The organism is Proteus appendicitidis, assembly GCF_030271835.1.
GTDB classification, from domain to species: Bacteria; Pseudomonadota; Gammaproteobacteria; order Enterobacterales; family Enterobacteriaceae; genus Proteus; species Proteus appendicitidis.
Genome location: NZ_CP127389.1, coordinates 3,711,276 through 3,724,662 on the forward strand (window position 1 = coordinate 3,711,276; position 13,387 = coordinate 3,724,662).

The window sequence follows — 13,387 nt, forward strand, 5'->3', positions numbered from 1 at the left end:
AACAGCTCCTATAAATACGGTAGTGATGATGTTTGCAGTTTATAAATACGTTTTAACGTATCTTTTTTAATTTAAAAGTTGGTAACCCGGTAAAGTCAGAAAATCGACTAATTCATCTTGGGTTGTAATCTTATCCATCAAAGAAGCCGCTTCTTTAAAACGTCCTTCTTCAAAACGAGTATCACCGACTTCTTGGCGTATCACTTCAAGCTCTTCTTTCAGCATTTTACGAAAGAGATCTTTAGTCACGACTTGCCCATCAGACAGTGTTTTTTGATGGCGGATCCATTGCCAAATAGAGGTACGCGATATTTCTGCTGTTGCTGCATCTTCCATTAATCCATAGATAGGTACGCAACCATTACCAGAAATCCACGCTTCAATATATTGCACCGCAACGCGAATATTAGCTCTCATGCCCTTTTCTGTACGTTCGCCTGTACAAGGTGCTAATAACATTTCTGCCGTTATTTTCTCATTGCGTTGTACATCGAGTTGGTTTTGTCGAGATCCTAAAATAGGATCAAAAGCAGCTAATACCGTTTCAGCAAGACCGGGGTGAGCAATCCAAGTACCATCATGGCCATTTGTTGCTTCAAATTCTTTATCATCAAATACTTTTTTCAAAATAATGCCGTTTTGCTCAGGATCTCGACTTGGGATAAATGCCGACATTCCACCCATAGCAAAAGCACCTCGTTTATGACACGTCTGGATCAGTAAACGTGAATAAGCACTTAAGAAAGGTTGAGTCATCGTGATCCCCTGTCTATCAGGTAATACACGATCTGGATAATTTTTTAATGTTTTGATATAGCTAAAAATATAATCCCAACGACCACAATTAAGCCCCACGATATGCTCTTTCATATGAAAGAGAATTTCTTCCATTTGAAAAACAGCGGGTAGGGTTTCAATTAATACGGTGGCTTTAATGGTTCCTGTTGCTAAACCAAAACGCTGTTCAGTGAAATGAAAAACATCACTCCACCATTTAGCCTCTTGCCATGTTTGCAATTTAGGAATGTAAAAATAAGGGCCACTCCTTTTTTCTAATAAGGCTTTGTAGTTATGGTAAAAATACAAAGCAAAATCAAATAATCCCCCTGCAATAGGCTTTCCTTGCCATAGCACATGCTTTTCAGGAAGGTGAAGCCCTCTTACTCTTGCAATCAATACCGCAGGTGACGCTTTAAGTTGATAACATTTACCTTGTTCATTGGTATAAGAAATCGTGCCTTTGACGGCATCACGCAAATTGATCTGACCATCAATCACTTTGTCCCATGTAGGCGCTAAAGAGTCTTCAAAGTCCGCCATAAAGACTTTCACATTCGCATTTAGTGCATTGATAACCATTTTGCGATCGACAGGTCCGGTTATTTCCACACGACGGTCTTGAAGATCTTTAGGTATGGGATTAACTTTCCACTCAGATTTTATAATGGAATCTGATTCCGAAATAAAATTAGGAAGTTCGCCATTATCAACTCTATGTTTCCAGCTATCTCTTTCAGCTAATAAAGCATGGCGTCTATCTGAGAAATGATTTACCAAATCAGTTAAAAATAACTTAACATCATGATTTAATATATCTTTTTCCTGCTCACCAAAAGATTGCGTAAAATCTAATTCTTCTGTAGTTAACGATTGTGACATTCTGTATTCCCCTAAAATCTTTTACACACCTGATTAAGATTAATGCAGTTTTTACAAAAATCAAAAATGAATTCCATTTTTATTTAAATAATTTTTAACAATGTGATTACATCGGTGTTTTTTTATTGTACAAAAATCAGAATTTCAAAATAATTCGAGGGATCTGGAAGAGATCGATAATAGACAGAGAAAAAGGAAGATTAATATTTGATGATTGTGCCTATATAGCTTTTTCTTATATGAATATTCTTCATACACAACATGAAGACCTCGACATTGAAAAGGTTATTAGCTAAATTCAGGCTTCTAGATGTCTAGATGTTTTTTAGAGGTTATTGAAATGCCAATTAGAGTACCCGATGAGCTACCCGCAGTCCGTTGTTTACAAAAAGAGAATGTCTTTGTTATGACATCCAGTAGAGCGAGTATTCAAGATATTCGCCCTTTAAAAGTGCTTATCCTTAATTTAATGCCCAAAAAAATAGAAACAGAAAATCAATTTCTACGATTGCTTTCTAATAGCCCTCTGCAAATTGATATTCAATTATTGCGTATTGACTTTCGTGTTCCTAAAAATACCCCGGTAGAGCATCTCGATACTTTCTATTGTGATTTTGACCAAATTAAAGAACAAAATTTCGATGGGCTTATTGTCACGGGCGCGCCATTAGGGCTAGTTGAATTTGAAGATGTGGCTTATTGGGATGAAATAAAAGAAGTCATTACGTGGGCTAAAGAGCATGTGACTTCTACACTCTTTATATGTTGGGCAGCTCAAGCTGGATTGAATATCTTATACGGCCTGCCTAAATACACGCTAGAACAAAAAATTTCAGGCGTATATAGTCATAACACTTGCTCACCATTTTCACTGTTAACACGCGGGTTTGATGAGACTTTCTTTGCTCCGCATTCTCGTTATGCTGGTTTCCCTATCGACTTTATTCAAAATAATACTGATTTAGAAATCCTTGCAACATCAGAAGAAGCTGGCGCTTATTTATTTGCGTCAAAGGATAAAAGGGTTGTTTTTGCAACTGGGCACCCAGAATACGATCCCAATACACTAGCAGATGAATATCATCGTGATGTTAAAGCGGGGTTAGACCCTCAATTACCCGAAAACTATTTTCCTAATAATGATCCGAGTAAAAAACCTATCGCTTCTTGGCGTAGTCATGGACATTTATTGTTTGCAAATTGGTTGAACTACTATGTTTATCAGATAACACCGTTCGATCTTGCCCAAATGAACCCTACATTAGATTAAAGAAAAACCCCAAAATCAATTTGGGGTTTTAAGATAATCATTTACTAAACTAAGAATTATTTATAACGATGAGCCAATGCGTTAGCTGCGATCATTGCATTATAAACATCTTCTTCAGTTACTCTCATTGGCATATTACCCATAGTGTCGCCTTCAGCACAGGCGATTTTAGCAACAGTGCGCCATTCACTTTCAATAAATTCTTTCATGCCCATATCTTCAAGTGTCAGTGGTAATTCTGCCGCTTTAATAATACGGATCACTTCATCAATTTCTTTTTGTGGTGCATTTTCTAACACTAATTGAGTTAATAAACCGAATACCACTTTTTCACCATGTTGGACTCGGTGTAAAGACTCAACAGCAGACATACCATTATTTACTGCGTGAGCAGCCGCTAAACCACCGGCTTCAGCACCAACACCACTAAGGTAAATTGTCGCTTCAATAGTTTGCTCTAATGCAGGGGTAGTAATTTTATGGCGAATAGCATCCATTGCTTTATCAATGTTTTCACTTAACATTTCAAAACAAAGTTGTGCTAAACCAAGACCTGTACGTGATGGACGTTGATTGACTAAATTTAAGCCGTCTGCTTGATAGCAAGCTCGTGCTTCAAAATAAGTTGCTAGAGCATCACCAACGCCTGCTGAGAAAAAGCGTTGTGGAGCGGATGCAATAATAGCGGTATCGGCAATAACAACATCTGGGTTTTGTGGTAAGAATAAATATTTATCAAACTCACCATTTTCTTTATATAACACAGACAATGCAGTACAAGGTGCATCAGTTGAAGCGATAGTTGGGAATAAAATAACAGGAATGTGCTGATAATAAGCAACGGCTTTAGACACGTCTAATGTCTTACCACCCCCAATACCAATAATAACATTCGCTTTATTTTCAATCGCAATTTTACCAAGGCGATTAACTTCTGCTTCAGTACATTCGTAATTAAATTTTTCAACCAGTGAAACAATGCCATTTTCTTTTAAAGAAGGAACTGCTTCTTTAGTTACTTTGTCTAAAAAAAACTCATCACTAATAATAAATGCGTTATCACCAAAATCTTTTACATATTTACCGACAGAAGACAGTAATTGGCTACCAATAAAGAATTTTTTTGGCGAGGTTACAGAGCGAGGTAATATAGATGACATAACTAAATTCCTTTATTTTAGATTTTACTACAAACAGTAGCAGAATTAGTATTTCATCTTACCTCTCATCATAATATGAATCTAGTAAACTCTCTGATAGTCATTATCTAAATTATTCTAATTTATTATTTTTAATTTATATAAAACAAATAGTTATTTTTAAATAATTTTAAAAAAGCAGATTATCCACGTATTTATCACTATAATAAAAGCATCATTTTACAACTAAATAATGTTATTTAGGATCATCTATGGCTCTTATTCGAGAAAAGCTCACATTACCTGCAAATCAAAATAAGCTTTTACTACATTCTTGCTGTGCTCCTTGTTCTGGTGAAGTCATGGAAGCATTACAAGCTTCAGGTATTGATTACACTATTTTTTTCTATAATCCCAATATCCATCCTCAAAAAGAGTATTTGATTCGTAAGGAAGAGAATATTCGTTTCGCTAAAAAACATAATATTCCTTTTGTTGATGCTGATTATGATACTGATAATTGGTTTGAAAGAGCAAAAGGTATGGAGAAAGAACCCGAACGAGGTATTCGATGCACAATGTGTTTTGATATGCGTTTTGAAAGAACCGCTCTTTATGCGGCTGAGAATGGCTTTTCCATTATTTCAAGTTCACTTGGGATCTCCCGATGGAAAGACATGAAACAAATAAACGGTTGTGGAGAAAGGGCTGTAGCGCCTTATCCTAATATGATTTATTGGGATTATAATTGGCGTAAAAAAGGTGGCTCTGCCAGGATGATCGAAATAAGTAAGCGTGAACAATTCTACCAACAAGAGTATTGTGGATGTATTTATTCATTAAGAGATACAAATAAGCATCGCAAATCACAAGGTAGAGAACTTATTAAGATTGGTGTTCAATATTATACCCCTTAGATCTTTCTTTCCTTTTATTTTATGGCATCGCAATGTGATGCCATAAAAAGAACAACACAATAAATCGTTATTTGATATACAGTCATGTTATATTCGCGCTATAACAATGTATTATTTTATTAAGGTGATTTCTTGTGGAAGACGCTGTTATTCTCGTAGATAAAAATGATAATGAGCTGGGAACAATGCCAAAGCTTGAAGCTCATATTGTAGGCGCCTTGCATCGAGCCTTTTCAATATTTATTTTTAATTCAAAACAGCAATTACTCATTCAACAACGTGCAATTTCTAAATATCACTCTGGTGGTTTATGGGCAAATACATGTTGTAGTCACCCGCTTCCAAACGAATTACTTTCAGATGCTATTCATCGTCGTTTAAATGAAGAATTAGGCATGAAATGTGATATGCAACCTATTGGAACTATTCTGTATAACGAAAAAGTGACAGATGATCTGATAGAGCATGAATTTGATCACCTATTTCTTGGATTTAGTAACGAATTACCACATAGCAATCCAGATGAAGTGATGAATTATCGTTGGATTTCTTTAGATACACTCTATCAAGATACCGAAGAAAACCCACAAAATTACAGTGCTTGGTTTCGTTATATATTAAATCGAATGGGGATTGAGCAATTTTCTCGTTGGAGCCAAGGCATTATTTAGCAATTATCTTATTAATAACCTAAATATAAAATAACTTGCTCATTCTTTTGATCTTTTAAAAACCCCAAACGCAAAAAAGCCAACCCATTGGGTTGGCTTTCTCGTCTTATTTAATGCCTGGCAGTTCCCTACTCTCACATGGGGAGACCCCACACTACCATCGGCGCTACAACGTTTCACTTCTGAGTTCGGCATGGATTCAGGTGGGTCCGCTGCGCTATGGCCGCCAAGCAAATTCGGTTTTATTACCCGTTACTGTTGTTTCTTCCTCAGTAACCAGCAATTTCAATCTTAAACAAGCTTACTTCATCTACTGTCGTCTCTCAGACAAAACACCTTCGGTGTTGTCAGGTTAAGCCTCACGGTTCATTAGTACTGGTTAGCTCAACGTATCGCTACGCTTACACACCCAGCCTATCAACGTCTTAGTCTTAAACGTTCCTTTAGGTCACTCTAGGTGACAGGGAAGACTCATCTCGAGGCAAGTTTCCCGCTTAGATGCTTTCAGCGGTTATCTCTTCCGCACTTAGCTACCGGGCAATGCCATTGGCATGACAACCCGAACACCAGTGGTGCGTTCACTCCGGTCCTCTCGTACTAGGAGCAACCCCTCTCAATCTTCCAACGCCCACGGCAGATAGGGACCGAACTGTCTCACGACGTTCTAAACCCAGCTCGCGTACCACTTTAAATGGCGAACAGCCATACCCTTGGGACCTACTTCAGCCCCAGGATGTGATGAGCCGACATCGAGGTGCCAAACACCGCCGTCGATATGAACTCTTGGGCGGTATCAGCCTGTTATCCCCGGAGTACCTTTTATCCGTTGAGCGATGGCCCTTCCATTCAGAACCACCGGATCACTAAGACCTACTTTCGTACCTGCTCGAGCCGTCACTCTCACAGTCAAGCTGGCTTATGCCTTTGCACTAACCGCATGATGTCCGACCATGCTTAGCCAACCTTCGTGCTCCTCCGTTACTCTTTAGGAGGAGACCGCCCCAGTCAAACTACCCACCAGACACGGTCCCCGATCCAGATTATGGACCTAGGTTAGAACATCAAACGTTAAAGGGTGGTATTTCAAGGTTGACTCCATGCAGACTGGCGTCCACACTTCATAGTCTCCCACCTATCCTACACATCAAGGCTCAATGTTCAGTGTCAAGCTATAGTAAAGGTTCACGGGGTCTTTCCGTCTTGCCGCGGGTACACTGCATCTTCACAGCGAGTTCAATTTCACTGAGTCTCGGGTGGAGACAGCCTGGCCATCATTACGCCATTCGTGCAGGTCGGAACTTACCCGACAAGGAATTTCGCTACCTTAGGACCGTTATAGTTACGGCCGCCGTTTACTGGGGCTTCGATCAAGAGCTTCTCCCTAAGGATAACCCCATCAATTAACCTTCCAGCACCGGGCAGGCGTCACACCGTATACGTCCACTTTCGTGTTTGCACAGTGCTGTGTTTTTAATAAACAGTTGCAGCCAGCTGGTATCTTCGACTGGCTTCGGCTCCGTCCGCGAGGGACTTCACTTACCGCCAGCGTGCCTTCTCCCGAAGTTACGGCACCATTTTGCCTAGTTCCTTCACCCGAGTTCTCTCAAGCGCCTGAGTATTCTCTACCTGACCACCTGTGTCGGTTTGGGGTACGATTGTTGGTAACCTGAAGCTTAGAGGCTTTTCCTGGAAGCAGGGCATCAATTGCTTCACCACCTTAGTGGCTCGTCATCACACCTCAGCATTAAGTGACCGGATTTGCCTAATCACTCTGCCTACATGCTTGAACCGGGACGACCGTCGCCCGGACAACCTAGCCTTCTCCGTTCCCCCATCGCAGTTACCACCAGTACGGGAATATTAACCCGTTTCCCATCGACTACGCTTTTCAGCCTCGCCTTAGGGGTCGACTCACCCTGCCCCGATTAACGTTGGACAGGAACCCTTGGTCTTCCGGCGTGCGGGTTTTTCACCCGCATTATCGTTACTTATGTCAGCATTCGCACTTCTGATACCTCCAGCATACCTCACAGTACACCTTCGCAGGCTTACAGAACGCTCCCCTACCCAACAACACATAGTGTCGCTGCCGCAGCTTCGGTGCATGGTTTAGCCCCGTTACATCTTCCGCGCGGGCCGACTCGACCAGTGAGCTATTACGCTTTCTTTAAATGATGGCTGCTTCTAAGCCAACATCCTGGCTGTCTGAGCCTTCCCACTTCGTTTCCCACTTAACCATGACTTTGGGACCTTAGCTGGCGGTCTGGGTTGTTTCCCTCTTCACGACGGACGTTAGCACCCGCCGTGTGTCTCCCGTGATAACATTCTTCGGTATTCGCAGTTTGCATCGAGTTGGTAAGTCGGGATGACCCCCTAGTCGAAACAGTGCTCTACCCCCGAAGATGAGTTCACGAGGCGCTACCTAAATAGCTTTCGGGGAGAACCAGCTATCTCCCGGTTTGATTGGCCTTTCACCCCCATCCACAAGTCATCCGCTAATTTTTCAACATTAGTCGGTTCGGTCCTCCAGTTAGTGTTACCCAACCTTCAACCTGCCCATGGATAGATCACCGGGTTTCGGGTCTATACCCTGCAACTCATTCGCCCAGTTAAGACTCGGTTTCCCTACGGCTCCCCTATACGGTTAACCTTGCTACAGAATATAAGTCGCTGACCCATTATACAAAAGGTACGCAGTCACCTCACGAAGAGGCTCCTACTGCTTGTACGTACACGGTTTCAGGTTCTTTTTCACTCCCCTCGCCGGGGTTCTTTTCGCCTTTCCCTCACGGTACTGGTTCACTATCGGTCAATCAGGAGTATTTAGCCTTGGAGGATGGTCCCCCCATATTCAGACAGGATAACACGTGTCCCGCCCTACTCGTCGAGTTCACAATAACAGCATCTTCAGATACGGGGCTATCACCCTTTACTGCCGGACTTTCCAGACCGTTCTCCTGATGCTGCTGTTGATTAAGACTCTGGGCTGTTCCCCGTTCGCTCGCCGCTACTAGGGGAATCTCGGTTGATTTCTTTTCCTCGGGGTACTGAGATGTTTCAGTTCTCCCGGTTCGCTTCATTAACCTATGTATTCAGTTAATGATAATATCCATTGGATATTGGGTTTCCCCATTCGGAAATCGTCGGGTATAACGGTTCATATCACCTTACCGACGCTTATCGCAGATTAGCACGTCCTTCATCGCCTCTGATTGCCTAGGCATCCACCGTGTACGCTTATTCGCTTAACCTCACAACCCGAAGGTGTCTTTTTCGATGACTCTCTTGGTGGTGATGGCTGCGCAGATTACATTTCATCGTTGGGCAGTGCTCGCAATGCTCACATACTTTAGTATGTTCCGCTTGCTGTGCGCTGGCCGCCTCGAACTGTAAATTGCTCGCTCATCCCACTTTGATGTCAAAAACACATTCAAAGTTTGAGATTTTGAGAGACTCATCAATATACCTCGGTGATATATTGATTTGTTTTCAATTTTTCAGCTTGTTCCAGATTGTTAAAGAGCAAAATAATTCGCAGTATACTATTGCTAATATACTCTGAATTATTATTTTTTATTCAAGAGATTATGGTGGAGCTAAGCGGGATCGAACCGCTGACCTCCTGCGTGCAAGGCAGGCGCTCTCCCAGCTGAGCTATAGCCCCATAATGCATTCTTAATACCGTTTTTTGTTACTCAGCATTCTCTCTTATCGGAAATGTTCCTTTAATTAAGAAGAGAGCTAATCGTAGTGAGACAAGGCATGGAGTAACGAAGTTTACTTTAAGTAAACGAGTTGCTTCATAACGCAGTATCAATACGATTTGGTAGGCCTGAGTGGACTTGAACCACCGACCTCACCCTTATCAGGGGTGCGCTCTAACCACCTGAGCTACAAGCCTATACCGGTATTTCTGCTCGTTCTTCATCAGACAATCTGTGTGAGCACTGCACATAACACGTATCTCTTAGGTAAGGAGGTGATCCAACCGCAGGTTCCCCTACGGTTACCTTGTTACGACTTCACCCCAGTCATGAATCACAAAGTGGTAAGCGCCCTCCCGAAGGTTAAGCTACCTACTTCTTTTGCAACCCACTCCCATGGTGTGACGGGCGGTGTGTACAAGGCCCGGGAACGTATTCACCGTAGCATTCTGATCTACGATTACTAGCGATTCCGACTTCATGGAGTCGAGTTGCAGACTCCAATCCGGACTACGACAGACTTTATGAGTTCCGCTTGCTCTCGCGAGGTCGCTTCTCTTTGTATCTGCCATTGTAGCACGTGTGTAGCCCTACTCGTAAGGGCCATGATGACTTGACGTCATCCCCACCTTCCTCCGGTTTATCACCGGCAGTCTCCTTTGAGTTCCCGCCATTACGTGCTGGCAACAAAGGATAAGGGTTGCGCTCGTTGCGGGACTTAACCCAACATTTCACAACACGAGCTGACGACAGCCATGCAGCACCTGTCTCAGAGTTCCCGAAGGCACTCCTCTATCTCTAAAGGATTCTCTGGATGTCAAGAGTAGGTAAGGTTCTTCGCGTTGCATCGAATTAAACCACATGCTCCACCGCTTGTGCGGGCCCCCGTCAATTCATTTGAGTTTTAACCTTGCGGCCGTACTCCCCAGGCGGTCGATTTAACGCGTTAGCTCCAGAAGCCACGGTTCAAGACCACAACCTCTAAATCGACATCGTTTACAGCGTGGACTACCAGGGTATCTAATCCTGTTTGCTCCCCACGCTTTCGCACCTGAGCGTCAGTCTTTGTCCAGGGGGCCGCCTTCGCCACCGGTATTCCTCCACATCTCTACGCATTTCACCGCTACACGTGGAATTCTACCCCCCTCTACAAGACTCTAGCCAACCAGTTTCAGATGCAATTCCCAAGTTAAGCTCGGGGCTTTCACATCTGACTTAATTGACCGCCTGCGTGCGCTTTACGCCCAGTAATTCCGATTAACGCTTGCACCCTCCGTATTACCGCGGCTGCTGGCACGGAGTTAGCCGGTGCTTCTTCTGCGGGTAACGTCAATTGACAAAGGTATTAACTTTATCACCTTCCTCCCCGCTGAAAGTACTTTACAACCCTAAGGCCTTCTTCATACACGCGGCATGGCTGCATCAGGCTTGCGCCCATTGTGCAATATTCCCCACTGCTGCCTCCCGTAGGAGTCTGGGCCGTGTCTCAGTCCCAGTGTGGCTGATCATCCTCTCAGACCAGCTAGAGATCGTCGCCTAGGTGAGCCATTACCTCACCTACTAGCTAATCCCATATGGGTTCATCCGATAGCGCAAGGTCCGAAGAGCCCCTGCTTTGGTCCGTAGACGTCATGCGGTATTAGCTACCGTTTCCAGTAGTTATCCCCCTCTATCGGGCAGATCCCCATACATTACTCACCCGTCCGCCGCTCGTCAGCAAGAAAGCAAGCTTTCTCCTGTTACCGCTCGACTTGCATGTGTTAGGCCTGCCGCCAGCGTTCAATCTGAGCCATGATCAAACTCTTCAATTAAAAGTGTTTGATGCTCAAAGAAATCGAAAACTTAGCTATTCATAAATGAATTTACTTTTGTTGTTCACTCTTCAAGACTTGATACATCTAATATTTTAGAAGATATCGTCTCTGCGAGTGCCCACACAGATTGTCTGATAATTTGTTAAAGAGCGGTGCAACTTTCGCTGCCGTTTCCGGTCTTCTGCGTTGTTGCGAGGAGGTGCATTCTACATCTTCCTCATTCAGTGTCAAGCGTTTATTTTCAAGGCTTTTCACTTTTTTCTTCGTTCTCTCGGCTAACTCACTTAGCGTGGTTTGCCGTGACAACGAGGACGCATTATAGGGAGTTTTCTGAGGCTGGCAATAGTTTTTTTAAGAAAAAAAATCGTTTGCTTAATTCCACAGCAAAACGCCCACTTATACGCACTTATCAACAATTTTATCCACAGACTGCCTTTTTACATAAAATTAGCATGTCAAACGCAAACGTTTGCGCTATTATGACGGTCGATTAAGTAAGATTGATTTTGTGTCCATCTTCTGAAATGTTAGTTAAGCAAACACAATTTCACTGTATTAATGTGATTTAACTCTACCATTACTACCGTTATACCAAACCCAAGGGATAAAACTCATGCAACATCTTCGTCCTATCCGCCGTGCACTTTTAAGTGTGTCTGATAAAGCAGGTATTTTAGAATTTGCTAAAGCACTTGTTGAAAGAGAAGTAGAACTCTTATCGACAGGCGGAACCGCACGTCTATTAGCAGAAGCTGGCTTACCGGTTATTGAAGTCTCCGATTACACAGGTTTCCCAGAAATGATGGATGGCAGAGTGAAAACGCTGCACCCTAAAGTACATGGTGGAATTTTAGGTCGTCGTGGGCAAGACGATGCAATTATGGAAGAACATGAAATTCGTCCTATCGATATGGTCGTCGTAAATCTTTATCCTTTCGCTAAAACAGTCGCTCGCCCAGATTGCTCATTAGCAGATGCTGTGGAGAATATCGATATTGGTGGACCAACCATGGTTCGCTCTGCCGCGAAGAATCATAAGGATGTGACGATTGTAGTAAATAGTAATGACTATGAAAGAGTGATTGAAGAAATGGATAATCACGAGAATAGCCTTACTTTAGATACACGCTTTGATTTGGCGATTAAAGCTTTTGAACATACAGCGGCTTACGACGGAATGATTGCTAACTACTTTGGTCAAAAGGTTGCACCTTATTATGGTGATACTTCACAACCATCAGGCACTTTCCCTCGTACCTTAAATCTGAACTATATAAAGAAACAAGATATGCGTTATGGTGAGAATGCTCATCAGCAAGCCGCTTTCTATATAGAAGAGAATATAGAAGAAGCGTCTATTGCCACTGCAAACCAATTACAAGGCAAAGCGCTTTCTTATAATAACATTGCAGATACTGATGCAGCGTTAGAATGTGTGAAATCATTCTCCGAGCCTGCTTGTGTTATTGTGAAACATGCAAACCCGTGTGGCGTTGCAATTGCGAACACTCTCACACAAGCATATGACAACGCATTTAAAACCGATCCAACTTCTGCATTTGGTGGCATTATCGCATTTAATCGTCCATTAGATGCAAAAACAGCAAGTGCAATCATTGAACGTCAATTTGTCGAAGTGATCATCGCTCCTTCTATTAATGAAGATGCACTAGCAATTTTAGAAACAAAACCAAATGTTCGTGTATTAGCTTGCGGTCAATGGCAAGAAGCTAAACCAGCGTTAGATTTCAAACGTGTTAATGGTGGGCTGTTAGTTCAAGATCGTGACTTGGGTATGGTAAAAGAAGAAAACTTAAGAGTGGTTACTCAGCGTCAACCAAGTGAACGTGAACTTAAAGATGCACTGTTTTGCTGGAAAGTCGCAAAATTTGTAAAATCAAATGCTATTGTTTACGCTAAAAACGATATGACCGTCGGTATTGGCGCAGGACAAATGAGCCGTGTGTATTCTGCCAAAATTGCGGGTATTAAAGCCGCTGATGAAGGTTTAGAAGTTGCAGGCTGTGCAATGGCATCAGATGCATTCTTCCCATTTCGAGATGGTATTGATGCAGCCGCACTTGCTGGTGTGACTTGTGTTATTCAACCTGGTGGCTCAATTCGTGATGATGAAGTGATTGCAGCTGCAAATGAACATAACATCGCAATGATATTCACCAATATGCGCCACTTCCGTCATTAATAGGGTATTG

The 13,387-nt window shown here is 42.5% G+C and carries 6 protein-coding genes, 2 tRNA genes and 3 rRNA genes; 4 read left to right on the forward strand and 7 right to left on the reverse strand.

Translation table 11 applies throughout. The annotated features are described in order from the left end of the window. Positions 1 to 66 precede the first annotated feature (66 nt). Positions 67 to 1,659 carry a malate synthase A gene (gene aceB, locus QQS39_RS16950; protein WP_285805015.1) on the reverse strand — a complete coding sequence of 531 codons (1,593 nt, stop codon included), beginning with the start codon at positions 1,657 to 1,659 and terminating at the stop codon, positions 67 to 69. A 340-nt stretch (positions 1,660 to 1,999) separates the two neighbouring features. On the opposite strand from aceB, the gene metA reads away from it, so the two are divergent. Next, positions 2,000 to 2,929, forward strand: coding sequence for a homoserine O-acetyltransferase MetA (gene metA / locus QQS39_RS16955; RefSeq protein ID WP_285805908.1), 930 nt, complete (start codon positions 2,000 to 2,002; stop codon positions 2,927 to 2,929). Between the two features lie 56 nt (positions 2,930 to 2,985). Here the strand turns inward: metA and QQS39_RS16960 are convergent, their stop codons facing one another. After that, on the reverse strand, positions 2,986 to 4,089 hold the full coding sequence (locus tag QQS39_RS16960; RefSeq protein ID WP_151436267.1) for a glycerol dehydrogenase: 1,104 nt from the start codon (positions 4,087 to 4,089) through the stop codon (positions 2,986 to 2,988). A 251-nt stretch (positions 4,090 to 4,340) separates the two neighbouring features. Here QQS39_RS16960 and QQS39_RS16965 point away from each other — a divergent pair, with 251 nt between their 5' ends. Both QQS39_RS16965 and idi read left to right on the forward strand, forming a co-directional pair. Then, entirely contained in the window at positions 4,341 to 4,985 is a 645-nt protein-coding gene (locus QQS39_RS16965) for an epoxyqueuosine reductase QueH (protein WP_285805016.1), read from the forward strand. A 134-nt stretch (positions 4,986 to 5,119) separates the two neighbouring features. Continuing rightward, on the forward strand, positions 5,120 to 5,656 hold the full coding sequence (gene idi, locus QQS39_RS16970) for an isopentenyl-diphosphate Delta-isomerase (protein ID WP_151436269.1): 537 nt from the start codon (positions 5,120 to 5,122) through the stop codon (positions 5,654 to 5,656). Between the two features lie 115 nt (positions 5,657 to 5,771). Here the strand turns inward: idi and rrf are convergent. The 5 genes from rrf to QQS39_RS16995 form a co-directional block, all read right to left on the reverse strand. Further along, positions 5,772 to 5,887: ribosomal RNA gene (gene rrf, locus QQS39_RS16975) — 5S ribosomal RNA — on the reverse strand. A 117-nt stretch (positions 5,888 to 6,004) separates the two neighbouring features. Then, positions 6,005 to 8,907: ribosomal RNA gene (locus QQS39_RS16980) — 23S ribosomal RNA — on the reverse strand. A 337-nt stretch (positions 8,908 to 9,244) separates the two neighbouring features. Then, positions 9,245 to 9,320, reverse strand: a tRNA-Ala gene (locus tag QQS39_RS16985). A 160-nt stretch (positions 9,321 to 9,480) separates the two neighbouring features. After that, positions 9,481 to 9,557, reverse strand: a tRNA-Ile gene (locus QQS39_RS16990). A gap of 71 nt (positions 9,558 to 9,628) precedes the next feature. Then, positions 9,629 to 11,171, reverse strand: a 16S ribosomal RNA gene (locus tag QQS39_RS16995). The 16S, 23S and 5S rRNA genes sit together here with 2 tRNA genes alongside, the layout of an rRNA operon. A 616-nt stretch (positions 11,172 to 11,787) precedes the next feature. Between QQS39_RS16995 and purH the strand changes: the two genes are divergently transcribed. After that, the gene (gene purH / locus QQS39_RS17000) at positions 11,788 to 13,377 is read left to right on the forward strand and encodes a bifunctional phosphoribosylaminoimidazolecarboxamide formyltransferase/IMP cyclohydrolase (protein WP_285805017.1); all 1,590 of its coding nucleotides are present in this window, start codon (positions 11,788 to 11,790) and stop codon (positions 13,375 to 13,377) included. Positions 13,378 to 13,387 lie beyond the last annotated feature (10 nt).